27 protein-coding genes are annotated in these 25,703 nt (G+C 67.7%); 13 read left to right on the top strand and 14 right to left on the bottom strand.

Annotated elements, in window-relative coordinates:
* The first annotated feature begins 29 nt into the window (after window positions 1-29).
* A complete protein-coding gene (locus ACX40Y_RS05580; RefSeq protein ID WP_459118558.1) occupies window positions 30-839 on the top strand; it encodes a DUF815 domain-containing protein in 810 nt (269 codons plus the stop codon).
* Here the strand turns inward: ACX40Y_RS05580 and ACX40Y_RS05575 are convergent.
* The 4 genes from ACX40Y_RS05575 to ACX40Y_RS05560 form a co-directional block, all read right to left on the bottom strand.
* Window positions 836-1,099 carry a hypothetical protein gene (locus ACX40Y_RS05575; RefSeq protein WP_459118557.1) on the bottom strand — a complete coding sequence of 88 codons (264 nt, stop codon included), beginning with the start codon at window positions 1,097-1,099 and terminating at the stop codon, window positions 836-838. The genes ACX40Y_RS05580 and ACX40Y_RS05575 overlap by 4 nt on opposite strands.
* A 1-nt stretch (window position 1,100) precedes the next feature.
* Complete coding sequence (locus ACX40Y_RS05570) at window positions 1,101-1,412, bottom strand: hypothetical protein (protein ID WP_459118556.1); 312 nt, start codon at window positions 1,410-1,412, stop codon at window positions 1,101-1,103.
* A gap of 90 nt (window positions 1,413-1,502) precedes the next feature.
* Window positions 1,503-2,093 (bottom strand): hypothetical protein, encoded by a 591-nt coding sequence (locus ACX40Y_RS05565; RefSeq protein WP_459118555.1) that lies wholly within the window; start codon window positions 2,091-2,093, stop codon window positions 1,503-1,505.
* A gap of 49 nt (window positions 2,094-2,142) precedes the next feature.
* Window positions 2,143-3,927, bottom strand: coding sequence for an ABC-F family ATP-binding cassette domain-containing protein (locus ACX40Y_RS05560; protein WP_459118554.1), 1,785 nt, complete (start codon window positions 3,925-3,927; stop codon window positions 2,143-2,145).
* 104 nt (window positions 3,928-4,031) lie between these two features.
* Here ACX40Y_RS05560 and ACX40Y_RS05555 point away from each other — a divergent pair, with 104 nt between their 5' ends.
* The 4 genes from ACX40Y_RS05555 to ACX40Y_RS05540 all read left to right on the top strand — a co-directional run bounded on the left by ACX40Y_RS05555 (window position 4,032) and on the right by ACX40Y_RS05540 (window position 7,256).
* Complete coding sequence (locus tag ACX40Y_RS05555) at window positions 4,032-4,346, top strand: PepSY domain-containing protein (RefSeq protein WP_459118553.1); 315 nt, start codon at window positions 4,032-4,034, stop codon at window positions 4,344-4,346.
* Window positions 4,347-4,379: 33 nt separating this feature from the next.
* The gene (locus ACX40Y_RS05550; RefSeq protein WP_459118552.1) at window positions 4,380-5,045 is read left to right on the top strand and encodes a response regulator transcription factor; all 666 of its coding nucleotides are present in this window, start codon (window positions 4,380-4,382) and stop codon (window positions 5,043-5,045) included.
* Between the two features lie 121 nt (window positions 5,046-5,166).
* Window positions 5,167-6,546 (top strand): sensor histidine kinase, encoded by a 1,380-nt coding sequence (locus tag ACX40Y_RS05545; protein ID WP_459118871.1) that lies wholly within the window; start codon window positions 5,167-5,169, stop codon window positions 6,544-6,546.
* A gap of 170 nt (window positions 6,547-6,716) precedes the next feature.
* Window positions 6,717-7,256, top strand: a complete 540-nt coding sequence (locus tag ACX40Y_RS05540) for a hypothetical protein (RefSeq protein WP_459118551.1) — start codon at window positions 6,717-6,719, stop codon at window positions 7,254-7,256.
* Window positions 7,257-7,308: 52 nt separating this feature from the next.
* On the opposite strand, the gene ACX40Y_RS05535 is transcribed toward ACX40Y_RS05540, so the two are convergent.
* Both ACX40Y_RS05535 and ACX40Y_RS05530 read right to left on the bottom strand, forming a co-directional pair.
* Complete coding sequence (locus tag ACX40Y_RS05535; RefSeq protein ID WP_459118550.1) at window positions 7,309-8,301, bottom strand: LLM class flavin-dependent oxidoreductase; 993 nt, start codon at window positions 8,299-8,301, stop codon at window positions 7,309-7,311.
* Window positions 8,302-8,378: 77 nt separating this feature from the next.
* Complete coding sequence (locus ACX40Y_RS05530) at window positions 8,379-9,113, bottom strand: SDR family NAD(P)-dependent oxidoreductase (protein ID WP_459118549.1); 735 nt, start codon at window positions 9,111-9,113, stop codon at window positions 8,379-8,381.
* Between the two features lie 155 nt (window positions 9,114-9,268).
* Between ACX40Y_RS05530 and ACX40Y_RS05525 the strand changes: the two genes are divergently transcribed.
* Both ACX40Y_RS05525 and ACX40Y_RS05520 read left to right on the top strand, forming a co-directional pair.
* Complete coding sequence (locus tag ACX40Y_RS05525; RefSeq protein WP_459118548.1) at window positions 9,269-9,706, top strand: antitoxin Xre-like helix-turn-helix domain-containing protein; 438 nt, start codon at window positions 9,269-9,271, stop codon at window positions 9,704-9,706.
* On the top strand, window positions 9,693-10,400 hold the full coding sequence (locus ACX40Y_RS05520) for an RES family NAD+ phosphorylase (protein ID WP_459118547.1): 708 nt from the start codon (window positions 9,693-9,695) through the stop codon (window positions 10,398-10,400). The genes ACX40Y_RS05525 and ACX40Y_RS05520 overlap by 14 nt, the downstream gene beginning before the upstream one ends.
* A 13-nt stretch (window positions 10,401-10,413) precedes the next feature.
* On the opposite strand, the gene pheT is transcribed toward ACX40Y_RS05520, so the two are convergent.
* The 6 genes from pheT to rpmI form a co-directional block, all read right to left on the bottom strand.
* Entirely contained in the window at window positions 10,414-12,837 is a 2,424-nt protein-coding gene (gene pheT / locus ACX40Y_RS05515) for a phenylalanine--tRNA ligase subunit beta (RefSeq protein ID WP_459118546.1), read from the bottom strand.
* A complete protein-coding gene (gene pheS, locus ACX40Y_RS05510) occupies window positions 12,834-13,919 on the bottom strand; it encodes a phenylalanine--tRNA ligase subunit alpha (protein WP_459118545.1) in 1,086 nt (361 codons plus the stop codon). The genes pheT and pheS overlap by 4 nt, the downstream gene beginning before the upstream one ends.
* A gap of 3 nt (window positions 13,920-13,922) precedes the next feature.
* Window positions 13,923-14,270 (bottom strand): GIY-YIG nuclease family protein, encoded by a 348-nt coding sequence (locus tag ACX40Y_RS05505; protein WP_459118544.1) that lies wholly within the window; start codon window positions 14,268-14,270, stop codon window positions 13,923-13,925.
* A gap of 135 nt (window positions 14,271-14,405) precedes the next feature.
* On the bottom strand, window positions 14,406-15,023 hold the full coding sequence (locus ACX40Y_RS05500; protein WP_459118870.1) for a LysE family translocator: 618 nt from the start codon (window positions 15,021-15,023) through the stop codon (window positions 14,406-14,408).
* 90 nt (window positions 15,024-15,113) lie between these two features.
* Entirely contained in the window at window positions 15,114-15,479 is a 366-nt protein-coding gene (gene rplT / locus ACX40Y_RS05495; RefSeq protein WP_459118543.1) for a 50S ribosomal protein L20, read from the bottom strand.
* A 14-nt stretch (window positions 15,480-15,493) separates the two neighbouring features.
* A complete protein-coding gene (gene rpmI / locus ACX40Y_RS05490) occupies window positions 15,494-15,697 on the bottom strand; it encodes a 50S ribosomal protein L35 (protein WP_116468112.1) in 204 nt (67 codons plus the stop codon).
* 156 nt (window positions 15,698-15,853) lie between these two features.
* Here rpmI and ACX40Y_RS05485 point away from each other — a divergent pair, with 156 nt between their 5' ends.
* Together ACX40Y_RS05485 and ACX40Y_RS05480 are read left to right on the top strand one after the other, a co-directional pair.
* The gene (locus ACX40Y_RS05485) at window positions 15,854-17,983 is read left to right on the top strand and encodes an AsmA family protein (RefSeq protein WP_459118542.1); all 2,130 of its coding nucleotides are present in this window, start codon (window positions 15,854-15,856) and stop codon (window positions 17,981-17,983) included.
* A 211-nt stretch (window positions 17,984-18,194) separates the two neighbouring features.
* Window positions 18,195-19,316, top strand: a complete 1,122-nt coding sequence (locus tag ACX40Y_RS05480; RefSeq protein ID WP_459118541.1) for an SGNH/GDSL hydrolase family protein — start codon at window positions 18,195-18,197, stop codon at window positions 19,314-19,316.
* A gap of 7 nt (window positions 19,317-19,323) precedes the next feature.
* Here ACX40Y_RS05480 and ACX40Y_RS05475 read toward each other — a convergent pair whose 3' ends face one another.
* Window positions 19,324-20,568 (bottom strand): DUF2254 domain-containing protein, encoded by a 1,245-nt coding sequence (locus ACX40Y_RS05475; RefSeq protein ID WP_459118540.1) that lies wholly within the window; start codon window positions 20,566-20,568, stop codon window positions 19,324-19,326.
* Window positions 20,569-20,640: 72 nt separating this feature from the next.
* Window positions 20,641-21,423 carry a histidinol-phosphatase gene (hisN, locus tag ACX40Y_RS05470; protein WP_459118539.1) on the bottom strand — a complete coding sequence of 261 codons (783 nt, stop codon included), beginning with the start codon at window positions 21,421-21,423 and terminating at the stop codon, window positions 20,641-20,643.
* A gap of 63 nt (window positions 21,424-21,486) precedes the next feature.
* Here hisN and ACX40Y_RS05465 point away from each other — a divergent pair, with 63 nt between their 5' ends.
* The 4 genes from ACX40Y_RS05465 (at window position 21,487) to ACX40Y_RS05450 (ending at window position 25,690) form a co-directional block, all read left to right on the top strand.
* Window positions 21,487-22,554, top strand: a complete 1,068-nt coding sequence (locus ACX40Y_RS05465) for a phospholipase A (RefSeq protein WP_459118538.1) — start codon at window positions 21,487-21,489, stop codon at window positions 22,552-22,554.
* Between the two features lie 68 nt (window positions 22,555-22,622).
* Window positions 22,623-23,171 (top strand): peroxiredoxin, encoded by a 549-nt coding sequence (locus ACX40Y_RS05460; protein ID WP_459118537.1) that lies wholly within the window; start codon window positions 22,623-22,625, stop codon window positions 23,169-23,171.
* Between the two features lie 170 nt (window positions 23,172-23,341).
* Window positions 23,342-24,340 (top strand): GGDEF domain-containing protein, encoded by a 999-nt coding sequence (locus ACX40Y_RS05455; RefSeq protein WP_459118536.1) that lies wholly within the window; start codon window positions 23,342-23,344, stop codon window positions 24,338-24,340.
* A 498-nt stretch (window positions 24,341-24,838) separates the two neighbouring features.
* Window positions 24,839-25,690: a glucose 1-dehydrogenase gene (locus ACX40Y_RS05450; protein ID WP_459118535.1), complete on the top strand. Its 852-nt coding sequence runs from the start codon at window positions 24,839-24,841 to the stop codon at window positions 25,688-25,690.
* Window positions 25,691-25,703 lie beyond the last annotated feature (13 nt).

Here is a 25,703-nt window from a genome sequence, read left to right as displayed (position 1 = left end):
CGGACGCGGTTTGCCGCCATAGCGCGCGCATGACCGATCCGATGATCCGCATCGCCGAGGCGCTGGAACGTCTGTCGCCGCCGCCCGCGCCGCCGGCCGACCTGTCGGCGCATCCCGCCTATGTCTGGCGAGGTAAGGATCTGGCCCCGGCCCGCGCTTTTTCGCCGATGCCGCTGGCGCTTCTCCAGGGCGTCGACAAGCAACGGGCCGCGCTGGTCGCCAATCTGGAGCGGCTGTCCGCCGGCCATGCCGCGCAGGACGTGCTGCTGTGGGGCGCGCGCGGCACCGGCAAATCGGCGCTGGTGAAGGGCGCGGTCGCGGCGGTGCAGGCGGCGGGCGGCCGGCTGGCGCTGGTCGAGGCGGCGACCACCCATCTGGAGACGCTGCCCGATCTGTTCGCGCTGCTGGCGACAACCGACCGGCCGTTCGCGATCTTCATCGACGATCTCGGCTTCGATGCCGCAGCGGATGCCCGCGCGCTCCGATCGCTGCTTGAAGGCGGGGCCGAGGCGCGGCCGGGCAATTGCCGGCTGCTGGTCACCTCCAACCGCCGCCACCTGCTGCCGCGCGACATCGAGGCGCAGTCGAGCGCGATCAATCCGCGCGATTCGATCGACGACGATCTGGCGCTGGCCGACCGGTTCGGCCTCTCGCTCGGCTTCCATGTCGTCGATCAGGACACCTATGTCGCGATCGTCCGCGGCTATGCCGAGGCGCACGGGCTGGCATTCGAACCCGCCGACGCGATCCAGTGGGCAACCCGGCGCGGCAGCCGCTCGGGCCGGGTCGCCTGGCAATATGTGGTCGAACTGGCGGGGCGGCAGGGCAAGCGGCTCTAGGCCGCCGGCACCATCCCCGCCATGCTCAGCAACGTCCAGAGCAGCACCGCCAGTTTCAGCCCGCCCCCGGCCAGCGCCGCCAGGAAGATGTCGGGTCGCTGCGCCAGCGCCATCGCATAATAGGTACGCGCATCCGCCTCGTCGCCGCGCCGCTCCTTCCGCCAACCGCGCGTGACGAGCCAGGCGATGCAGAAAACGGCATAGGCCATGCCGCCATCGGCGAGCAGATTCAGCACGTCGCGAATCGGCGTGCCCTGCATCTTATTCGATCGAGATGCGCAGCGTCTTTCCCAGCGCGAGCGCGACCTTGGCGAGCGTGGCGACGGTTGCCCCCTGTTTGTTATGGCCGTTGATGAGACGCGAGATGATCGCCGGATCGATTCCGGTTTCGCGGTGGAAATCGTGCGAGCTGCCGGGATAATCGGCCATCGCGGCAGCGATCGCATCCGAAACCTCTTGCCGCGCCAGCATCTGCGCGGCGGCATTCAGATCGTCGGGGTCGAGATGCGGCGCATGCTCCAATGTCACGACATCGGAATCGGCAGGGGCGAGGTAGAAGGTGGCTTCGGACATCGAATCGGCTCTCGCTATGGGCTCGGGCAGTGTTGATAGGCCAGAAACCCTTGAGAAGTTGTTGACGAATTAGTCAACGGCGCGCGCATGTCAATCGTTCCCTGCGAGCCATTCGGCATAATCGGGACTGAACCCCGCCCAATCGGTGAAATCCAGGCTTTCGGCCGCCAACCATGCAACGCCGCTCGACACGTCGGCTTCGCGGTCGATCCAGATGATTTCGATCCGGTTGAGCGGATCGAAATAGATCGCCAGCGCCGCCATGTCGCCGAACTGGCGTGCCTGGAGTGGGCCGTCGTAGAGGACGGTGAGGTAACTATCGGGGTCTGCGCGGCCGCCGGGCGGCGCTTTGCCCATTGCCTCCAACGGCACCGCGCTACCCAGGCGCAGCCCGTGCAGCACGCTGGCAGGCGGCACCGGCCAGCCGCGCGGCCAGCCCAGCGCGGCGAGCGGCCCGAACAGGTCTTCGCGCAACGTATCGATGCGGCCGTCGTGCAGCATCGGCTTGCCCGTCCGCTGCGCCGTGCGCTGATGGGCGACGAACCGGGCGGCGCCCCGTTCGAACACCTGCCGCATCAGCATGATCCGCCCCGCGAGCCGGGTGCTCGCGACCGTCATCCGCGCTTGATACCCGGCGCTCTGGGCCTTGATCGCATCGCTCCGCACGACGACTTGCAGCATGGCGTCCCCCGCCACAAGCCTAGGCGAAGATCAGCGCAAGTAAAGCCCTCTAGCCGAGCCCTTCCACCATTTCCGCCAGCTCCAGCCAGCGCATCTCGGCCGCATCCTTTTCCTCGCGCAGCCTGGTGATGCCTTCGCTCAGCTTGGCGAACTTCGCCGGATCCTTGGCGTAGAGCGCCGGATCGGCTAGCGCAGCCTCATCCCGCGCGATCGTCTGGTCGATCTCCTCGATCCGCTTGGGCAGCAGATCATAGTCGCGCTGGTCCTTGTAGCTGAGCTTGGTGCGCGCCTTGGGCGTCTCGGGCGCAGGCGCAGCGGCGGCGGGCTTGCTTGCCTTCTTCGCCTCGATTTTCGGCCGCCGCTTGGTCTCCCAATCGGCATAGCCGCCGACCACCACGTCCACCATGCCGCTGCCGTCGAGCCCCAACGTCACCGTGACGGTGCGATCGAGAAAGTCGCGGTCGTGGCTGACGATCAGCACCGTGCCGGCATAGTCGGCGATCACTTCCTGCAGCAGGTCGAGCGTTTCGAGGTCGAGATCGTTGGTCGGCTCGTCGAGCACCAGCAGGTTCGACGGCCGGGCGAACTCGCGCGCGAGCAGCAGGCGCGAGCGCTCGCCGCCCGACAGCGTGCCGATCTTCGCCTCGGCGATGCTCGGATCGAACAGGAATTCCTTGAGATAGCCGTGCACATGCTTGCGCGCACCCAGCACCTCGATCCAGTCGCCGCCGTCGGCCAGCACGTCGCGGACGCGCTTGTCGGGCGCCATCAGGCTGCGCTGCTGGTCGATGATGATCGCATCGAGCGTCTGGGATAGCTTGACCGTGCCTTCGTCCGGCTCGAGCTCGCCGGTCAGCATCTTGAGCAGGGTGGACTTGCCCGCGCCGTTCGACCCCACCAGGCCGATGCGGTCGCCCTTGGTGACGCGGAAGCTGAAGTCCTTGATGATCGTGCGGCCGCCGAAACGCTTGGTGACGTGCTTGGCATCGATCACCACCTTGGTCTGGTTGCCGTCCGATGCGGTGGCGAGCGCGGCGGTGCCCTGCGGCCCCATCATGCCGGCGCGTTCGGCACGCATTTCCTTGAGCTTGGCAAGCCGGCCCTGGTTGCGGCGGCGGCGGCCGGTGACGCCGCGCTGGAGCCAATGCTCCTCAATTTTCAGCTTGGCATCGAGGCGCTGGGCGTTGCGCTCCTCCTCGGCATAGACCTGTTCGGTCCAGGCCTCGAACCCGCCAAAGCCGATTTCGGCACGGCGGATGGAACCACGATCGAGCCACAGCGTCTGGCGCGTCAGCCGGGTGAGGAAGGTGCGATCATGGCTGATCACGACGAACGCGCCCTTGTAGCGGGTCAACCAGTCTTCCAGCCATTCGATCGCGCCGAGATCGAGATGGTTGGTCGGTTCGTCGAGCAGCAGCACGTCCGGGTCCTGCGCCAGCGCGCGGGCGATCGCGGCGCGGCGCCGCTCGCCACCGCTCGCGGTGGCGGCTTCGCGGCTGAGGTCGATGCCGAGCTGGTCGGCGATCGCCTCGGCCTCATGCTGCGCCGGCGCGTCGCTGCCCGAGAGGACATAGTCCATCAGCGTGGTGCAGCCGGCCATGCGCGGTTCCTGTTCGAGCAGGATCACGCGGGTGCCGGGGACGATGGTGCGGCGCCCCTCGTCGCTGTCGATCGCGCCGGCGATCAGCTTGAGCAAGGTCGTCTTGCCCGCGCCGTTGCGACCGATCAGCGCGAGCCGATCGCGTTCGCCGATATGCAGGTCGAGATTGCGGAACAGCCAGCCGGACCCCTGAACGAGGCCCAGCCCTTCATAGGAAAGCACCGGAGCAGCCATGCGCCCGCACCTAGGGGCGCCGCCGCCCGCCCGCAAGCGGCGCGCTTCCCCGATCCACGTTCAGGGGCTATTCAATGCCCGAACCCTATGCGATGCCTATGTTGATGCTGGTCAAACCCGTCCTGCGCGCGTGCTTGGCGACGCTTGCGTTCGCCTGTACGGCCGCGACGCTGCCGCACAGCGTCAATCAGGATCGCAGCCAGGGTGCGGCGAGCGAGCGTCGGCAACGCGGCCAGAACCTGCCTTCGCGTGAGATCGAGCGGCGGGTGATTCCCCGCATGCCCGGCGCTCAATATCTGGGATTCGACTATGATCCCGGTACGGACGTTTACACGCTCAAGTTCCTGCGCAATGGCTCGGTCATCTGGGTGATGGTCGATGGCCATAGCGGCCAGGTGCTGCGCCGGACCGGCGATTGAGCACGGATTTCGAGGATAGGACGGGAATAAAGAATGCGACTTTTGATCGTCGAGGATGAACCCACGCTCGGTGTCCAGCTGCGAACCGCGCTCGAAGGCGCCGGCTATGCGGTCGATCTCGCCACCGATGGCGAGGAAGGGCATTTCCTCGGTTCGACCGAGGAATATGACGCGATCATCCTCGATCTCGGCCTTCCCGAAATCGACGGCCTCACCGTGCTCGATCGCTGGCGCAAGGAGGGCAAGACCACGCCAGTGCTCGTGCTCACCGCGCGCGACAGCTGGTCGGACAAGGTGGCGGGGCTCGATGCCGGCGCCGACGATTATGTCGCCAAGCCCTTCCAGACCGAGGAGCTGATCGCCCGCCTGCGCGCGCTGATTCGCCGCGCGAGCGGCAACGCCTCGGCCGAACTGACTGCCGGCGACATCCGGCTCGACACGCGCTCGGGCAAGGTGACGAAGGCTGGCGAGCCGGTGAAACTCACCGCGCAGGAGTACAAGCTGCTCAGCTATCTGCTCCACCACAAGGGCAAGGTGGTCAGCCGCACCGAGCTGATCGAACATATCTACGATCAGGATTTCGATCGCGATTCGAACACGATCGAGGTGTTCGTCACGCGCATCCGCAAGAAGCTGGGTGCCGACGTCATCACCACCATCCGGGGCCTCGGCTATAGCCTCGAGGAGCCTCAGGGCTGAGGCCGGCTTGGACGGATTGACGCCTTTGCACGAAAGCGAGCCCGACGCCGCAGGCGACCCGCCCGCCGGCGGCGATTCGGGCGGGGCGACGGCCGCCGCCGATCCGGTCGCCCGGCCGCGCCTGCCGGTTCGCATCACCGGCTCGGTCAGCCGCCGCATGCTGCTGGTGGCGACGGCGTGGATCCTGCTGCTGCTCGTCGGCGGCGGCTATGCGCTCGATCGCGTGCTCACCGGCGCGATCACCCGCAATTTCGACGATCAGCTCGATTATCTCGTCACCTCGATGATCGTCTCGGCCGAACTCGGCCCCGACGGCGAAGTCGTGCTCAACCGCGAACTCGCCGATCAGCGCTTCCTCGAGCCCAACTCGGGCGCCTATTGGCAGATCAGCGGCGAAGGCTATGAGCCCTTCCCCTCGCGCTCGCTCTGGGACCGCAAGCTCAAGGTCGACAAGGTCCATGACGACCGCCAGATCCATATCTATGACAGCGACGAATTCGTCGACAAACGCCCCGGCGCCAATCGCGACGATCCCGGCAACCAGCGGCTGCGCATCGCCGAACGCGACCTGAAACTGCCGGGCTCGCCGGTGCGCTGGCGCTTCCAGGTGGCGGAAAGCCGCGACACGCTCGATGCCCAAATCGCCGCCGTCCGCCGCACGCTGGTGCGCAGCTTCGCGCTGCTCGGGCTCGGGCTGATCGTGATGGTGGTGCTTCAGACCTGGTACGGGCTGTTGCCGCTGCGCAAGGTGCGCAAGGAAATCGCCGCGGTCCGCGCCGGCCATACCAAGCGGATCGAAGGCGCGATGCCGGCCGAGGTCGGCCCGCTGGTCGACGAACTCAACGCGCTGGTCGATCACAATGATCGCCAGGCGGAGGAGGCGCGGCGCCACGCCGGCAACCTCGCCCATGCGCTCAAGACGCCGCTCAGCGTCATCATGAACGCCGCCGCCGCCGGCCAGGCCGATCTGCCCGATACGGTAATTCGCGAGGCGCGGACGATGCGGCGCCAGATCGACCATCATCTCGCCCGCGCCCGCGCCGTCGGCCGTCGCGGCAGCGCACACAGCCGCGCGCCGGTCTGGCCGTCGATCGAGGCGGTCGAGCGCGCCGTCGCCCGGCTCTATCCCAATGTCCGCATCGATATCGACGGCGCGCGCGATGCCGTTGCGCATATCGAGCGGCAGGATCTCGACGAAATCCTCGGCAACCTCGTCGAAAATGCCGCGAAATATGGCGGCGGCAGCGTGTTCGTCACCTCGCGTCTCGACTCGGGCTTCGCGGAGATTCTTGTCGAGGATGACGGCACCGGAATCCCGGAGGCCGATCGCATCCGCATCTTCGATCGCGGCGTGCGGCTCGATACCGGCAAGCCGGGCACCGGGCTCGGCCTCGCGATCGTCCGCGACGTCGCGGAAATCTATGACGGCACCGTCAGTCTTGAGGAAAGCGAGGATCTGGGCGGCCTGCTCGTCCGCCTCCGCCTTCCCGCCGCCGGCTGATTTCACCTCCGCAACAAATCGAAATTCGGTTGTTACGTTCGGCGTCCATCTGGACGATCGATCGTGCCTTGCGTGGTCACGCGCCTGGCACGCCCGATCGCGGTTAGAAAAGAATAAACCATATTGGTGTATTCTGTAGCGGGGTATTTCACCTCATTGGAGAACGCATCATGAGCAGCATCGCTGCGATCGGTTCCGGCGCCATGCAATCCCCCCGGACCCAGATGAACGACCGCATTGCCGCCGCCGTATCCACCGGCGAGATCAGCGCCACCGATCAGTCGGCGCTGTCGACCGCGCTGGACGCCATCGATTCCAGCCTCGCCGCCGATCGCGCGAGCGGCACCCGGCCGTCGGGCGACATGAAGGCGCGGATGGATTCGCTGATTCAGCAACAGGTCGATGCCGGGACGCTCACCGACGATCAGGCCAGCGAACTGCAGAGCCTGTTCGCGCAAGGCCCCGGCGGCCCCGGTGGACCGGGCGGACCTGGCGGCGCGGGCGGCCCACCGCCCCAGCGTGCCGCCGAGTCGGAAGATGAAACCACCACCGACGAGGCCGATAGCACGACCGATCAGCTCGACGCGCTGATGGCGTTCCTTGAGGAACTGCGCAGCCAGGCGAGCGAGCAGAGCGGCTATTCCGCGTCGGGCACGACATCGACCAGCAGCACCGCCACCACGGGGCTGGTCCTCGATACCCTGGCCTGATGGCCGGGGGGGCGGCGCCCGCGGGGGCAGGCGCCGCCCAGCATTCCGCCGGTCAGGCCGGTACGCGCATCGCCGCTGCCGCGATTTCCAGGCTGCGGCGCCGCGCCTGATGGTCGTGCATCGCGCTGGTCAGCATCAGTTCGTCGGGCCGCATCCGCTCGATGAACGCCTCGATCTCTCGCCTCACCTTGTCCGGCCCGCCGATCGCCGATGCCGACAGCACATGGTCGAGCATCGCCCGCCCCTGCGTGCCCAGGCTCTCGCGATAGCCGCGCACCGGCGGCGGCAGCTTGATGCCCTTGCCCGTGGTTCGGATCGCGACGAACGCCTGTTGCTGCGAACTCGCCAGATACTCGGCCTCGTCGTCGCTATCGGCGGCGAACACGTTGAAGCCCAGCATCAGATGCGGCTTGTCGAGCGCCGCCGAGGGGCGGAAATCGCGGCGATAGATCGCGCTTGCCTCTTCCATCTGCGCCGGCGCGAAGTGCGAGGCAAAGGCATAGGGCAGGCCGAGCATCGCCGCCAGCTGCGCGCCGAACAGGCTCGATCCCAGGATCCACAGCGTCACGTCGGCGCCCGCCCCCGGCGTCGCGCGGATGCCGGTCTGGCCGTCATCGGCGAAATAGCTTTGCAGTTCGAGCACGTCCTGCGGGAACTGGTTGGGGTCGGCGTCGAGGTTGCGGCGAATCGCGGCGGCGACGCGCTGGTCGGAACCCGGCGCGCGCCCCAGCCCCAGGTCGATGCGGCCGGGGAACAGCGCGTCGAGCGTGCCGAACGCCTCCGCCACCTGGAGCGGCGAATGGTTGGGCAGCATGATCCCGCCCGCGCCGACGCGGATGCGCTGCGTCGCCTGGCCGACATGCGCGATCACCACGGCGGTGGCGGCGCTGGCGATCCCCTCCATGCCGTGATGCTCGGCAACCCAGTATCGCCGGAAGCCGAGCGATTCGGCATGGGCGGCAAGATCGGCGGCGTTGGCGAGCGCCTGCGGCACGCTGCCGCCCTGGACGACGGGGACGAGGTCGAGAAGCGAATAGGCTGTCATGGACAGGAGATGGGTGGCCGCACCGCGCCCCGCCAGTGGCTTCGGATTGGGCGCGGCCAAGGATAAATTGTGGCGGCTCAGCCCTCGCGATGCACCGCGAACGGGCTGAACGCCTGGTTCACCGGCATCAGTTCGAGCGCGTTGATGTTGAGGTGCGGCGGCAGCGTCGCCACCCACAGCATCGTCTCGGCAATGTCCTCCGCCGTCATCGGGTTGACGCCGCCATAAAGCTTGTCGGACACTTCCTGGCTGCCGGTGCGGACCAGCGTGAACTCGGTCTCCACCATCCCGGGCTCGATCGAGGTGACGCGAACGCCTGTGCCAAGCAGGTCGGCACGCAGGTTGAGGCTGAACTGGCGCACGAACGCCTTGGTCGCGCCGTAAACATTGCCGCCCGGATAGGGATAGTTCGCCGCCACCGACGACAGGTTGATGATCGCCCCCTTGCGCGCGACCAGCCCGGGCAGCAGCTTGCGCGTCATCGAGACGAGCGCGGTGATGTTCGTGTCGATCATCGTCTCCCAATTGTCGATCGACGCGTCCTGCGCGGGCTCCAGCCCCAGCGCGAGCCCGGCATTGTTGATCAGCAGGTCGAACGTCCCGAACGGCGCCGGCAGTGCGTCGAGCGCCGCATCGCGCGCGGCGGTGTCGCGCACGTCGAACGCCAGCGTATGGACCCGCTCGCCCGCCAGCTTCGCCAGCCGCTCGGCGCGCCGGCCGGTGGCGACGACATGCCAGCCGGCATCGGCAAAGGCATGGACGGCGGCCTCGCCGATCCCTGCGGTGGCGCCGGTGATGAGGACGGTTGGCATGGCGGGTCTCCTGATTGGCTGATGGGGCGGCTATGCGGCGCGCGCGCGGACCGCGCAATGGCCTGCCCCCCGCAAAGCCCGCGGGCCGAACGTCGGTTCCCTCGACGCTTGCATTAGCGCCATATGATGCCAATATGGACGTCAGGAGACGTTCGATGCCCATGCTTGCCGATCTCGGTCACGCCCTGCCGCCCGACCGCCCACCGCAGAGCTTCGCCGACGAGCCCGATCGCCAGCGGTTGAGCCCCGTCGCCGCCAGGGCAGTCGTCCGGCTGGTTGCCGCCTGGGGCATCGGCAATGCCGATGGCGCGGCGCTGCTCGGCGTCTCGCCCAGCACCTGGGATCGGATCAAGGCCGGGCGCTGGGACGGCACGCTGTCGCAGGATCAGCTCACCCGCGCCTCGGCGCTGATCGGCATCTTCAAGGGGCTGCATCTGCTGTTCGCCGACGAGATGGCCGATCGCTGGCCGCGCCTGCCCAATCGCGGCCCGATCTTCGAAAGTCTCAGCCCCGTGCAGGCGATGATCCGCGGCGGCATTCCGCAGATGATCGAGGTCCGCAACTATATCGATGCGCTGCGTGGCGGGTTCTGACGCCGCGACGATCGACGGGCTGCCGCTGGTGCGCGAGGCGTTCGCGCGCACGATCCGGCTCGTCGCCAGCGCCCGGCTGCGCGAAGCGGCGATGGCCTCGCTCGCCGATGACGATGCCGAGCTTGCCCTGCTCGCCGAGATCGAAGGCGCCACCAGCGCGCGGCTGATCGCCGAAACCCGCGGGCGAGGCGCGCTCACCGCGGCCGAGCTCGTCCACGGCGTGCCGCATGCCCGCTTCATCAACGCCAGCTTCGCCTATGCCAAGCCGCGCGCGCCGATGCGCTTCAACCCGGCGAATCGCGGCGCCTGGTATGCCGCGCTCGCGGTCGAGACCTGCATTGCCGAGGTCGGCCACCATCTGACGCTCGCGCTTGCCGATGCGGGCGATTTCAACGCGGTGGTCGATTATGGCGAGATGCTGGCGAGCATGGCCGGTCTGTTCGTCGATCTGCGCGCCCGCCCCGATCATCCCAGCCTCGATCCCGATCCGGCGCGCGGCTATCCGGCTGGCAACATCGTCGCCGCCTCCGCCCGGGCGGAAGGGCTGAACGGCATCCTCTACCCCTCGGTCCGTCATGCCGGCGGGCTGTGCATCGCCGCGCTGTGGCCGAACGTCGTCCAGTCGGTCGCGCAGGGCGCGCTCTATCGCCTGCGCTGGTCGGGCAGCCCGGCCTATCGCGTCGAACCGCTCTAGGCCGGGCTGAACGTCAGCCCCTCAGCGTCGCGCCCAGCTTCGCCGCCGCCGCAACCACTTTGTCGGCCACCGCTTTCAGCTCGGCATCGGTGAAGCTCTTGTCGCCGGGTTGCAGCGTGACCTCAACCGCGAGGCTCTTCTGCCCCTCGGGCACGCCCTGGCCGGTGAAGACGTCGAACAGCCGCGCATCGACGATGACGCCCTTGTCCGCGCCCTTGACCGTGCGGACGAGATCGCCCGCCGCCACCGCCATCGGCACCAGGAAGGCGAAGTCGCGCGTCACTGCCTGAAGTGCCGGCGGCGTGAAGGCCGGGCGGGTGAAGCCGGCTGCCTTCTTGGCGGGCAGCGCGTCGAGATGGATTTCCACCGCCGCCACCGCGCCGTCGAGGTCGAATGCCTTGAGCACGCTCGGGTGGACCATGCCGAAACTGGCAAGGACGTTCTTCGGCCCCAGCCGCAGCGTCGCCGACTGGCCGGGGTGGTAGGCAGCCCCCGCCTCGCCCATCACCTGCAGGTTGGTGACCGGCGCACCGGCGGCCTCCAGCAACGCCAGCGCCTCCGCCTTGGCGTCGAACGCGTCGAACGGCTGCGCCTTGCCGGCCTGCCAGCCGCGCACAGCCTTCGATCCGGCCAGCACCACGCCCAGCGTCAGCCGCTCCTTGTCCGCCAGATAACGGCGGCCGACCTCGAACAGGCGAACGCTGGTCGCGCCGCGCTTGAGGTTGCGTTCCGCCGCCGCCAGCAGGCCGGGCAGCAGCGAGGGGCGCATGACCTTCATGTCCTCGCTGATCGGGTTGGCGAGCGTCCAGGCGCCGCCGCCGAACACCGCGGCCTGGGCTTCGGGAAGGAAGCTCCAGGTGATCGCCTCGTTCAGCCCGCGCGCAGCCGCCGTGCGGCGCATCCGGCGCTCGAGCCTCTGCTCGGGCGTGGCGGTGGGCGTCGCGACACCGGGGGTGCGGGGCAGCGGCACCGAGGGCACATTGTCGATGCCGGCGATGCGGATCACTTCCTCGACGATGTCGGCCGGGCCGTCCACGTCGCGGCGCCAGCTCGGCGCGGTTACGCGGAAGGCTTCGAAGCCCTCGGCGAGTTCCACCGGATCGCCATTGCCGTCGAGCGGCTGGACGGTGAAGCCGAGGCTCTCAAGGATATCGACCTGTTGGTCCGCGGGAACGGCAAGGCCGCCCAGCGTCTCGGCCAGCGCCGGATCATAGCCGACGACCGCGCCGACCGTGGGCGGCGTGCCGCTGCGGGTGACGTCGCTCGGGGTACCGCCGCACAGCGCCAGCACCAGCCGGGTGGCGATCGCCAGCCCCTCGTCGAGGAATTCCGGATCAACGCCGCGCTCGAAGCGGGTACGCGCATCGCTGGTCAGCAGCAGCTTCTGGCCGGTGCGGGCGATGTGCTCGGGGTCGAAATAGGCGCATTCGATCAGCACGTCGGTGGTCTCGTCCGAACAGCCCGAGTGCTCGCCGCCCATGATGCCGCCGATGTCGTGCACCGCCGCATCGTCGGCGATCACGGTCATGCTGTCGGTGAGCGTGTAGCTCTTGCCGTTCAGCGCGAGCACGGTCTCGCCGTCCTTCGCCTTGCGCGCGACCAGCCCGCCCGAGAGCTTCGCTATGTCGTAGACGTGGAGCGGGCGGCCGAGCCCGAACATCACGAAGTTGGTGATGTCGACCAGCGCCGAAATCGGCTTCTGCCCCACCGCCTTGAGGCGCTGCTGCAGCCAGTCGGGCGACGGCCCGTTCTTCACGCCGCGCACGATCTGGCCATAGAAAGCCGGGCAGCCCGCCGCATCGTCGGTGCGCACGTCCGGCCCCGCGCCCTGCGGCACGAGTCCCGGGAGGCCCGCCACCACCGCGTCGAGCGGCTTGAGCGTGCCAAGCCCCGCTGCGGCGAGGTCACGCGCGATGCCGCGCACGCCCATGCAATCCTGGCGGTTGGGCGTGATCGAGACGTCGATCACCGGATCGTCGAGCCCCGCATAGTCCGCGAACGCAGTACCCACCGGCGCGTTCTCGGGCAGCTCGATGATGCCGTCATGGTCCTCGCCCAGCTCGAGCTCGCGGGTCGAACACATCATGCCGTTCGATTCGATGCCGCGCACCGCCGCGACCTTCAGCGTCATGCCGTTGGCCGGCACCACCGCGCCGGGCAGCCCCAGCACGCCGACCAGCCCCGCCCGCGCGTTCGGGGCACCGCACACCACCTGCAGCGGGCCTTCACCGAAATCGACACTCAGCACCTGCAGCTTGTCGGCCTGCGGATGGCGCTCGGCGGTCAGCACGCGGGCGACGCGGAAGCCGTTCAGCCGCTCGGCGGGGTTCTCGACGCCCTCGACTTCGAGGCCGACGCGAGTCAGCGCCTCGAGGATCTCGGTCAGCGAGGCCTCGGTCTCCAGATGCTCCTTGAGCCAGCTCAGGGTGAACTTCATGCGCCGACTCCCCCGCTCAGGGTGGGCACGTCTAGGCCTGCGAAGCCGTAATGCTTGAGCCAGCGCAGATCGCCGTCGAAGAAGGGGCGCAAGTCGTCCATCCCATATTTGAGCATCGCCAGCCGGTCGACGCCGGTGCCGAAGGCGAAGCCCTGCCATTCGTCCGGATCGAGCCCACAGGCCTCGATCACCCGCCGGTGCACCATGCCGCTGCCCAGCACTTCCATCCAGCCGCCGCCGGGCGCGTCGCCGCTGCCGCCGATCACGCGCTTGCCGTCCTTCCAGGTGAAGCCGACATCGACTTCGGCCGAAGGCTCGGTGAAGGGGAAATAGCTGGGGCGCAGGCGCAGCACGATATCGTCGCGCTCGAAGAACGCCTTGAGAAAGGTCTCCAGCGTCCATTTGAGGTGGCCGAGCGTGATGCCCTTGTCGATCACCAGACCTTCGATCTGGTGGAACATCGGGGTGTGCGTCGCATCCGAATCCGACCGATAGACCCGGCCCGGCGCGATGATGCGGATCGGGGGCTTCTGGCTCGTCATCGTGCGGATCTGCACGGGGCTGGTGTGCGTGCGCAGCACCATCGGCCGTTCATGCTCGCCGGCGAGGTAGAAAGTATCGTGCATCGCCCGCGCCGGATGCGTCTCCGGGATGTTGAGCGCGGTGAAATTGTGCCAGTCGTCCTCGATCTCGGGGCCGGTGGCGACCGCGAAGCCCAGATCGGCGAAGATCTCGGCCAGTTCGTCCATCACCTGGCTGACCGGGTGGACCGAGCCCGGCGCGACACCGTCGACCGGCAGCGTCATGTCCACCGTCTCGCTGGCGAGGCGCGCATCGAGCGCCGCCTGCTCCAGCCCCGCCTTGCGGGTGGCCAGCGCCTCGGTGACAGCTTCGCGAAGCCCGTGGATGCGCGGGCCCTGTTCCTGGCGCTCTTCGGGGGTGAGCTTGCCCAGCGTCTTCAATTGCGCGGTAATGAAGCCTGCCTTGCCGAGCATCTCGACGCGGATGTCTTCCAGCGCGGCAAGCGTCTCGCACTGCCGGATACGGTCCAGGATCGCTTCTTGCGGGTCCAGCTCTGCCACAATTTACTCCGTCATCCCCGCGGAGGCGGGGATCCATTTGCCAGTCGGTTGCCGTGGCTCGAACCCTAGTCCGATCGCGAGGTCAACCCATTGCGGGTTGCTGCGCTCGATCAGGGCGAGCTTCCAGTCCCGATTCCATGTCTTGATCCGCTTTTCCCGAAGGATGGCGGCGCTCATCTCTTCATGCACCTCGAACCAGACGAGACGGGCGATATCGTGTTTGGCCGTGAAGCCCGGGGTAATCTTCTCGCGATGCTGGTAGAGGCGGCCCAAGAGGTTCGACGTCACGCCGGTATACAGGGTGCCGTGCCGTCGGCTGGCGAGGATGTATACACAAGGTTGCTTGTCCACGCCCTCTCCCCCACCCCTTCGTCATCCCCGCGAAGGCGGGGATCCATTGCCCGTGCCGAATCAGCAAGCGCCGCACCCGCTGAGTCAATGGATTCCCGCCTTCGCGGGAATGACGACTTTGAGTGTGGGGCCTGACTAAACCCGGCTCCCCAGCAGCGCCGCGCCAAACGCCACGAACACCCCGCCGGTCACCCGGTTGAACATCCGCTGGCGCGCCGCCGGTGCCAGCCATGCCGCGAGCGATCGGCCGCCCAGCGCATAGACCGAAAACCAGAAGGCCTCGATCACGATGAAGCTGAGCACGAGGATCGCCAGCTGCGGCAGGAACGGCCGGCCCACGTCGATAAACTGCGGGAACAGCGCGGCGGCGAAGACGATCAGCTTGGGGTTGGACAGCCCCGTGCCGAGCCCGGTCAGATAGCGCGCCCGCACCGATTGGCGCACCGGCACGGCCGCGTCGGCATGCGCCTCTTCCACCGGCGCGCGCCAGGCCTTGATGCCCAGCCACACGAGGTAAGCGACGCCCGCATAGCGCAGCACATCGTACAGCCCCGGCGACGCCTTGAGCAGCGCCCCCAGCCCCGCTGCCGAGGCAATGAGGCAGAACAGGTTCGCGCTCATCAGCCCGGCCGTGGTCGGCAGCACGCGGGCCGCACCCTCGCGGATGCTCTGCACCATCACGTGGAGCATGTTCGGCCCCGGCGTCATCGACACGAAAAACACGGCGGTGACGTAGAGCCACCAGGTCTTCATCGCCACGGCATCATCCCTCCCGGTTGAAATGAAAGAGGGCGCCGAGGCCTTAGCCTCGACGCCCCTTGTTCAGCTTGCGCGCAGGTCCGCTCAGGCGGCCTGGGGCAGTGCCGCCTTCGCCTGCGCGATGATGGCGCTAAATGCCTCACCCTCGTTCATGGCGATATCGGCCAGGACCTTCCGGTCCAGCTCGATGCCCGCCAGCTTCAGGCCGTGCATGAACTGCGAATAGGTCAGACCCTCGGCGCGGACACCGGCGTTGATGCGCTGGATCCACAGGCCACGGAACGTCCGCTTCTTAACCTTGCGGTCGCGATAGGCGTACTGGCCGGCCTTTTCGACGGCCTGGCGCGCGATACGGATCGTATTCTTGCGACGGCCGCGATAGCCCTTCGCCTGATCCAAAATCCGCTTATGCTTCGCCTTGGTGGTCGTACCACGCTTCACTCGTGCCATTTGTCAGGCCCTCCTTACTTCAGACCGTAGGGCGCCCAGGCCTTGACGTGATCCACGTCGGCCTTGGCGAGCACGGAGGTGCCGCGATTCTGGCGGATGTACTTCGCGTTGTGCGAAATCAGGCGGTGGCGCTTGCCGGCGACTCCATGCTTCACCTTGCCAGTGGCGGTGAACTTGAAGCGCTTCTTGACGCCGCTCTTCGTCTTGAGCTTGGGCATTTTCGTCTCCTTATGGTTCGACGATTGCGGACAGCCGCGGCAGCCCTAATGGCCGGACGGTCCCTCGATCGCGGAAAGGCGGCCCCTTAACCGATGGATCGGCCTTATGCAACCACCGGGGGGAACCCCTAAGCGCGGCAGGGATTTTTGTGACGCATGGCCGATCTGGATGCTCCGATGACCGCTGCTGACCAGGCGCCGCCGCCCGCCCGCCGCCCGATCGGCACGCCGATCGCCGCCACCATCGCCGTCGCCACCACCTTGCTCGGGCTGATAGTGCTCGCTTGGGCGGTGCTGTTCGTCACCAAAGGGCGGTTCCTGAAGGGAACATTCGAATCGATCGCCAGCGCGAGCACCCACCGCGCGGTCCGCGTCGCCGGCGACTTCCAGCTCTATTTCGCGCCGTTCGATCTGAAATTCGTGGCCGAAGGGCTGCGCATCGCCAATCCCGACTGGGCGGGCACCGGCCCGTTCTTCAGCGCCGCGCGAATCGACGCGCGGGTCGCGCCCTTCTCGCTGCTCGCCAGCCGGAAGCGCTTCCGCTGGCTCGGCCTCACCGACGGGCGGATCGACCTGCAATGGGATCGCGCGGGCAAGCGCAACAGCTGGACCTTCGGCGGCGGCGGCGGCGAACCGCTGGCGATGCCGCTGATCCATCGCGCCCGCATCGCCGGCACCCAGATCCGCTATCTCGATCCGCGCAGCCGGCTCGATGCCGCGATCCGCGTCGATACCGTCGCCGCCGAGGACAATCGCTTCGCCGATACGATCCGGTTCGATGGCAACGGCACCGCGCGCGGCGCGCGCTTCACGCTGGCCGGCGCGCTGCTGTCCTCGAACAAGACGCTCGCCGGCGGCGAGAACAGCCTGCGCCTTCATGCCGAGGGGGTTCGCACGCGGATCGACATCGCCGGCACGCTGCCCGGCGCAACGGTGCTCGACGGCGCGAAGCTGCACATGGATCTGCGCGGCCGAAACCTGGCCGACATCTTTCTGCTCGCCGGCATCGCCGTGCCCGATACCCGCGCCTATCGACTGACATCGGTGGTCACCAAGCAGGACGATCAGTGGCGCTTCACCGGCGTGAAGGGCCGGTTCGGCGACAGCGACCTGTCCGGCAAGTTCGCGGTCACGCTGCGCCAGCCGCGCATGATGGTGACGGCCGATCTGTTCACCCGCGTACTCGACATCGTCGATGCCGGGCCGTTCATCGGCTATGATCCGAACGCGCTGGCGGCAGACGGCGCCCGCGCGGCGGTGACGCAGGTCGACGGCACCCCCCGGCTGCTGCCCGATGCGCCGCTCCGCGTCGATGCGCTCAAAAATTTCGATGCCAAGGTGAACTGGCAGGTCCGGGCGATCCGCGCCCCCGATCTGCCGGTGTCGAATGTCGAGCTGGGCCTCGATCTGAACGATCGCCTGCTCAAGCTCAGCCCGCTCAATTTCAGCCTCGCGCGCGGCACCGTCACGTCGGACATCGTGATCGACGCGCGCCGCTCGCCCGTCGTCACCGATTACGACATCCGCCTCTCGCCGACGCCGATGGGCGTGCTGCTCGCCGGGTTCGGCGCCGATCAGTCGGGCACCACCGGCACGCTCAAGGCGCGCGTGAAGATGACCGGCACCGGCAACAGCGTCCGCACCTCGCTCGCCAGCGCCAATGGCCGCATCGCCGTCATCATGCCCAAGGGCGAGTTCTGGACGCGCAACACCGAACTCGCCGAATTCGATATCGGCACCTTCGTCCAGAAGATGTTCGAGAAGCGGCTGAAGGAGCCGGTGCAGATCAATTGCGGGCTGATCGGCTTCACCGTGCGCGACGGCATCGCCGCCGCCGATCCGATCCTGATCGACACGCAGAAGAACGTCATGCTCGGCCGTGGCGGCTTCAGCTTCAAGAACGAGACGATCGACCTCGCCTTCCGCGCCGATTCGAAGCGGTTCAGCCTGTTCTCGGCCCAGTCGCCGGTGGGCATCGGCGGCAGCTTCGCCAATCCCGTTATCGACGTCATCAGCCCCGAACTGCTCGCCCGCACCGCCGGCGGGCTCGGCTTCGGCCTGATCGCCAGCCCGCTCGCCGGCGTGATCGCGTTCGTCGATGTCGGCGATGCCAAAGCCGCCGATTGCGGCCCGGTGCTCGCCGGCGCCAGCAGCGCGGCCCAGCGCGACGCCAAGGGTCGCGCGCGCGACGATGTCGGCCGCGGCACCACCGCCAAGTCCGAAAGCGGCCAGCGGACACCCGCCGAGACGAAGAAACAGCGCAAGAAATTCCTCGGCATCTTCTGACCGCGCCCGGCGGGTCGATTGCCAACCATATGGTTGGAACTTGCAAAGTAGGATCGCGGCTGCTTGGGTTCGTCCTTGGCCGGAAACCCGCGGATTCGCGCGGTTCGGATCGAGCGGGAGGGACAGGCCCGATGGCTGGCCGATTTGCGGCGGCGTCAACTTCGGCACATTCGCCGCGCGGGCGAACCGCCCGCTACACGGCGTGGCGGCGATGATCCTGCGCCTGCTCGCGCTCGCCGTCGCCCTCGCGACGCCCGGCGACGTGCCGCCGCTACAGAGCGTGTCGGTCGGCCCGGTCGACACCGCCACCCGGCGCGTCGCGCTGCCGCTCCATATCGGCGGCCGCGTCGCGCCGGCGGGCGCCGGTTTCCGCCATCAATGGCCCGGCATCTATGCCGAGGCGGCGTTTCGCGGCCCGCGCGTCGTGCTGCGCTTCGACGATGCGCTGAACGACTTTCGCGTGACGATCGACGATCTTCCGCCGATCGCCATCCCCCGGCCCGGCCGGCACGACGTCACCATCGCCGGCCTTGCCGATGGCGATCACCGCATCCGGCTCGACAAGGTGAACGAAAGCCCGCAGCCGGCGCTGTTCGGCGGCATGTTCGTCGCGCCCGGCCATGCCCTGCCCGCGCCGCCCGCCCGCCGGCGGCAGATCGAATTCATCGGCGATTCGTCGATGACCGGCTATGGCACGCGCTCGGCCGAGCGAGTCTGCACGCCGCAGCAGGTGCGCGACACCACCGATACGCCCGATGCCTTTGCCGCGATCGCCGCGCGCCATTTCGATGCCGATTATCAGGTCAATGCCGTGTCGGGGCGCGGGCTGGTGCGCAACTATAGCGGCACCGCCCCGGACGGCACGATGCTGCGGCTGGCATCTCGGCGCTTTCCCGCTGAGGCGACACCCTATGTCGATCGCGCATGGCGGCCGCAGATCGTGATGCTCAAGCTCCAGGCCGATTTCGTCGGGTTCAGACCCGATGCGCGCTGGCCGGACATGGCGGCCGTCGCCGCCGGCTATGTCGACGGGCATCGCCGGCTGTTCGCCGAGCTCCATGCCCGCGCGCCCGACGCGGTGGTCATCCTGTGGTGGTTCGATGCCGCCGCGATGCCGCCCGCCCAGGTCACCGCGATCCGCGAGATGGAGGTCGGCATCGCGGCCGCCGCGCGCGAGGCGGGGCTGCGCGACCTCCTGTTCCTGCCCTTTTCCACCACCGGTTATGCGCAGAACGGCTGCCATTCGCATTTCGGCCTGGCCGAGCAGCGCCGCGTCGCCGACTGGCTGATCGCCGCGATCGACACGCATCCCGGCTTCTGGAACGGGCGATGAGGCGCGCTCAGCCGCCGGGCCAGAAGCGGGCGTGCGCGCTGGCCAGCAGATGCTGGTCCTGCGGATCGTCCAGCGCGCGCGACATGCGCTCGAACGCCGCCTGCGCCGCCGCGCGACAGGCGGCCCGCGCTTCCGGGTCGATCGCAGCCAGCGCGCCGATCGCCCCCTGGAGCCGGATGCCCACTTCGACGATGCCGGCGCCGTCGCGCGAAATCGGCCGGAACAGATCGTCGAGCAGCTCGCGGAACCGCAGCGGCGGCACCGTCACTCGCTCGGGCGGCGCGACCGCTTCGTCGGGTTCGTGGCGAAGCACCGTCGCCAGCACGCGCGTGCCGGCCTCCATCGTCGCCATCGCCGTCCCCGGATCGTTCACCGCCGGCGACAGCGCCCGCGAGGCGATTTCGGCGAGCACCACCAGCCCGAAGCGCGGATCATGATCGAAGGCCCGCCCCCGATCGACGGTGAACGCCGCGCAGATCCGGCCGCGCTGTTCCTCGTCGAGCGGTGCGTTGGTCCAAAGGATCGGCCGCGCCGGGTCGACGGTGGCGCCGGGCAACGCCATCAGGTGGAACTGCGCATCCATCGCCTCGGCCGCTTCCTGAAGCTGCGACAGGTCGACATGCGTCACCCGGCCGATCCGGGGGTGACACAGCGTGGTCGCCCCGTCGGGCACGTCCTCACGCTCGCCGGCGCCGAACGCCGGCCGCTGGGCGATGCCCTGGACGGCGCGGGTGGCCGCTTTCTCGACGCGCTCGATCGTGTCGCCGACGCGGCCGAAATGGGTGACATGGTCGATCCAGCGCAGAAAGGTGACGACGATCAATCCGATCACCAGGATCGTGCCGATGAACAGCAGCACGCGCCCGGTCTCGCCATAAACGCCGGTCGACAGCGCGATGATGCCGACGATCGCGAACAGGAAGCTGCCGAGGAACGTCGCCAGCGCATTCTGCGCCATCCGGTCGTCGACCAGCAGCTGCACGGCGCGCGGCGTGATGTTGCTGGTCGCACCCGAATAGGCCTGGACCATCGCCGTCAGCGAGAAGGTGGTGACCGCCAGCATGCTCGATGCCAGCACGTCGAGGATGTGGTCGACCGACTTGGCGCCGATGCTGGCGGCGAATTCATAGGAAATGGCATGGCCGAGCAGCGCGCTGCCCAGACCCAGCAGCACCGCGAACAGGCAGAACAGGCTGGCGCGGAACCACATCCGCCGTGTGAGCAGCCGCACCGCCCATTGCCATCGGTTCATTGCATCCCCTTCGTTCGCTGTCGGCGTATCGTTGCCGTAACGAAGCGGGGTGCGATTCGGTTGCCGCCGCGATCAGTGGCCGCGACAGGCCATCGCCTCGAGGATTTCCTCGATCCGCGCCGGATCGCCGGCGGCGATCACTTCGCCGTTGCTGCCGGCGTGGAGCGGATCGCCCGACCAGTCGCACATCCGCCCGCCCGCGCCCTCGACCACCGGCACCAGCGCCGCGAAGTCGTGGAGTTTCAGCCCCGCCTCGACGACGATGTCGAGCCAGCCGCTCGCGACGCAGCCATAATTATAGCAATCGCCGCCCAGCACCGTGCTCATCACCTTTGCGTCGAGATGCTCGAAGGCGTGGAGCTGGTCGTCGTCGAACAGCGCGGGCGATGTCGTGCCCAGGATCGCGTCCTTCAGGTCGCGGCAACGGCGCGATTCGGCGGGCTTGCCGTTGAACAGCGTGCGGCGCCCGGCCACGCCCAGCCAGCGCTCGCCGATGATCGGCTGGTCGATGATGCCGATCACCGGCCAGCCATTGTCGACCAGCGCGATCAGCGTGCCGAACACGGGGCGCCCGGCGATGAAGGCGCGCGTGCCGTCGATCGGATCGAGCACCCATTGGCGCCCGCTCACGCCTTCCTTCACGCCGAATTCCTCGCCGATGATCCCGTCCTGCGGGCATTCGGCGACGATCAGCCGGCGCATCGCTTCCTCGCCGGCGCGGTCGGCCAGCGTGACGGGCGACTGGTCTTCCTTGGCCTCGACGCCATGGTCGGCGCGGAAATAGGGGCGGATGGCGGCGCCCGCCGCGTCGGCGAGACGCTCGGCGAGCGCGATATCGGTCTGGGAAATTGCCATTCCTCGCCCTACCCGGCCGTATTTGACTCGCCAAGGTCACAATCGCCTGTCACTCGGCAAAACATGCGCCTGATCGCCGCTCTTTCCGCTTCCGGCCTGCTGCTCGCCGCGACGCCCGCTTTTGCCCAGGTTCGTGCCGTGCCCGCCCAGCCCGCCTCCGAACAGGCGGCGCTGCGCGGCGTGGAGGTGTTCCTCGTCAACGAGGGGGAGGTGCCGCTCGAAGATGCCGGCCCGCGCCAGATCGAGGTGACGGCGGCCGACGGCACCCGGCTGGTGCTTGAACGCACCCCCGGGCCAATGCCGACGATCGCGCCGCATGGATTCGCCAAGGCGCGCTATGTGCCCGTCGGGATCGCCGGTACGGCGGTGCCGCCCGCCGCCGCGCACCGGCCGGCCGAAATTCCGCCGCAGGAAGCGACCGTGCAGAGCAGCACCGGCAGCTCGTCCGCCTTTGTCGATCGGTTCGAACCGCACGAGCCGACCTATGGCGCCTTCGGGCTGAAGGATGCCGGCGGCAAGCTGCAACTCAGCTTCGCGTTCCGGCCGTTCGCGGAGGATGCGCCGCTGCATCTCGGCAATCTGCGCTTTGCCTATACCCAGACGATGTTTTGGGCGCTGGCCGAACCGTCCGGCCCGTTCCGATCGACCAATTACAGCCCCGAACTCTACGCCGATATCCCGTTCGATTCGACCACCCGTGTCGCGCTCGGCTGGCGGCACGATTCGAACGGGCGCGGCGAGGCCGATTCGGTCGATCTCAACCGGTTGTTCGTCCGCGGCGAAAAGCAGTTCGATCTCGGCGGCAACTGGCGGCTCGATCTCGCCCCGCAGGCATGGGTCTATGTCGGCAACAGCGGCACCTTCCTCGACGCGAAGGACTATTACGGCCAGGCGGCGCTCACTGCCGCGATCGGGCAGAAGGAAGGCGTGAAGCTGGCGATCACCGGCCGCGGCGATTTCCGCACCGGACGCGGCGCCGGCGAACTGTTCGTCTCCTATCCGCTCACCCGGCTCGGCGGCGGGCTCGGCATCTATCTCTTCGGCCAGGCCTTTACCGGCTATGGCGAGGCGCTGGACCGCTACAATGTCGACGATACCTATGCCCGGATCGGCATCGCCTTTACCCGTTAGCGCTTCGCCCGCTGGCATCGGCGGGCGCGTCGGCGTATTCTATGTTCAACTGTTCTTGGGAGATTGAAATGCGCCTGAAACTCGCTCTCGCCGCGATGATCCTGCCCTTCGCCATGCCGGCCGACGCCGCGCTGACGCCGGGGGCAAAGGCGCCGATGTTCACCGCCAACGGCGCCGTCGCGGGCAAGCCGATCACGGTGGACCTCAAGGCCGCGCTCAAAAAGGGGCCGGTAGTGCTCTATTTCTTCCCGGCCGCCTTCACCCCGGGATGCAATGCCGAAGCGCACGCCTTCGCCGAATCGCTCGACGATTTCACCAAGGCGGGTGCGACAGTGATCGGCATGACCGCCGGCAATGTCGATCAGCTCGAAAAATTTTCGAGCGAATATTGCGCGGGCAAGTTCGCGGTCGCGGCGGCGACGCCGGCCGTGGCGCAGGGCTATGACGTGCTGCTGAAGCGCCCGGACGGCGCCGCACCCAAGATCACCAGCCGAACCAGCTACGTCATCGCGCCCGACGGCAAGATATTGCTCGCCCATTCGGATCCAAATCCCGCCGATCACATTCGCCTCACGCTCGCCGCCGTGCGGAAGTATCGGCAGGCCCACCAGCATTGACGGCAGGCACCGGAAAACCGGTAAACGCCGCGACAACCAGATTTTAGCACTCTGCTATTATCTATTTTCCCTCATAAACACCGGCCACACAGGCCGTGAAGACACGGGGGTTAGGGCTGATGCGCATCGCGCGAGCCGTTCGGACGGATGATGGACAAGCGGCTGGCCGCTTGCTGTTCGAACGGATCGGAGAGTTTCTGTTCGATCAGCGGCTGGCCCCCGATCCGGTGAACTATGCCTTCGCGCATCGCCTGCTCTCCAACCCCGATGGCCCGCTCGCCCGCGCGGTGGAGGTGCTGACCGAAGGCGGGGTCCGGCTGACGCAGCGCGACATCCAGTCGCTCGAATCCGATATCGAGCCCAGCCATTCGCCCGTCGATGTCAAGGAACGCGCCGACGGGCTGGTCGCCCGCACGCAGATGCAGGTCGAGGGCTTTGCCGACATGGTGACGGCGATGCGCGCCGAAACCGCCGATTTCGGCCGCGATCTGGCGGCGAGCGCGCAGGCGATGACCGACGCTGCGGCCGTGCCGGACACGCTCGACTCGGTCGCTCGGCTCACCGCTGCGATGCTCGACCGTGTCCGCACCGCCGAGGACAAGCTTGAAACCGCGACCCGCGAGGCGAGCGAGCTTCGCGAGAAGCTTGAGGAAGCAAGGGACAATGCGCGTCGCGATCCGCTAACCGATCTGCCCAATCGTCGGGCTTTTGAGGAAGCATTCGTGGCGCAGCGAAATGCGGGCGGCCGGATGTGTCTGGCGGTGTGCGACGTCGATCACTTCAAGTCGGTCAATGATCGGTTCGGCCATGCCGTGGGGGACCGCGTGCTGCGCGCCATCGCCGATGCGCTGCGCCAGACCTGCCGCGGCCATCTCGTCGTCCGGCACGGCGGCGAGGAATTCGCCGTGCTGTTCACCGGCGTTTCGGTCGAACGCGCGCGCGAGACGCTCGAACGCGCCCGCGCGACCGTCCAGGCGAAGCGCTACAAGTTGCGCGACACCGATGCGCCGCTGGGCGAAATCACCTTTTCGGCGGGGCTCACCCCCGTCGCGCCCGGCGAGGTCCACCAGACCGCCTTCCACCGCGCCGACCGGCTGCTCTACGCCGCCAAAAGCGCCGGCCGCAATCGCGTGTGTGTCGGAACCGACGTTCCTGGCGATATTCGCTGACAAGTCGCAATTTTCACCGCGTGATCGGGTGAAATTTCCGACTTCAAGGGCATGCGAAAGGCACGCCCCTTTGTAATCAACAACTTACGATTCTGGCACGCTCTCTGCAACGCTTCAGGCATCGGCGGTTCGAATGGTTCGACCGCCGCCAAATCAGGGAGTTTCATCATGACCGCACGTCTCGACTCGTTCCACCGCGCCCTCGCCTCGTTCGGCGCCGTGTTCTTCACCGTTGCGCTCGTCGCCTATTCCACGCCGATCATCCCGATCGCCTGACCATGCGCCCCAACACGGAGAAACCTGACATGATTCGCAGCATCGCCATCGGCGTCGTGTCGTTCGCCCTCACCAGCGGACTGATCATGGTCGCCGGCCTGCAGGGTTCGGGCATCATCGCCTGACCCCTGCGGTCCCCCGGCCGGTCTCATCCGCCCGGAACCCCCAACTTGCGGCGCCTGTTCTGTCGATAGCCTCACCGACATCGAGAAGGACCCGCCGATGACCGACACCGTCGAAATGATCCATGAAGACGCGCTTCCCGGCGAGGAACGCGCGCTCGATCCGAAGCCCGAATGGCAGCCCCGTTACCGCGGATCGGATCGACTGAAGGGCAAGGTGGCGATCGTCACCGGCGCCGATAGCGGGATCGGCCGCGCCGTGGCCGCACTTTACGCCCGCGAAGGCGCAGACGTCGCGATCGTCTATCTGTGCGAACACAAGGATGCCGAGAAGACCGCCGAGATCGTGCGCAGCGAGGGTCGCCGCGCGCTGACGATCGCCGGCGATGTGGGCGACAAGGCCTTTTGCGATTCCGCCGTCGATCGCGTGATCAACGAATTCGGCAAGATCGATGTCCTGGTCAACAATGCCGGCGAACAGCATCCCGACAACGACATCACCGACATTACCGAGGAACAGCTGCGGCGGACGTTCCAAACCAACATTTTTGGCATGTTCTTCATGGTTCAGGCCGCGTCACCGTACCTCAAGCAGGGCGCGGCGATCGTCAACTGCACCTCGGTCACCATGTATCAGGGCGAACCCGAACTGCTCGATTACAGCTCGACCAAGGGCGCGATCACCGCGTTCACGCGCAGCCTTTCGATGAACCTCATCGAAAAGGGCATCCGCGTCAACGGCGTCGCGCCGGGGCCGATCTGGACGCCGCTGAACCCCAGTGGCGGCGCAACGAAGGAGAAGCTCGAGCATTTCGGCGAGGGCACGCCGATGGGCCGCCCCGGCCAGCCGAACGAGGTCGCCCCGGCCTTTCTGTTCCTGGCATGCGAGGATTCGAGCTATATGTCCGGCCAGGTGCTTCATCCGAACGGCGGAACCGTCGTCAACGGATGATCGCGGCAAGGCG

It is taken from the genome of Sphingomonas sp. RS6, from assembly GCF_054489705.1.
Note: the sequence above shows the minus strand (reverse complement) of the source record. Positions and strands in the feature narration are given on the sequence as shown.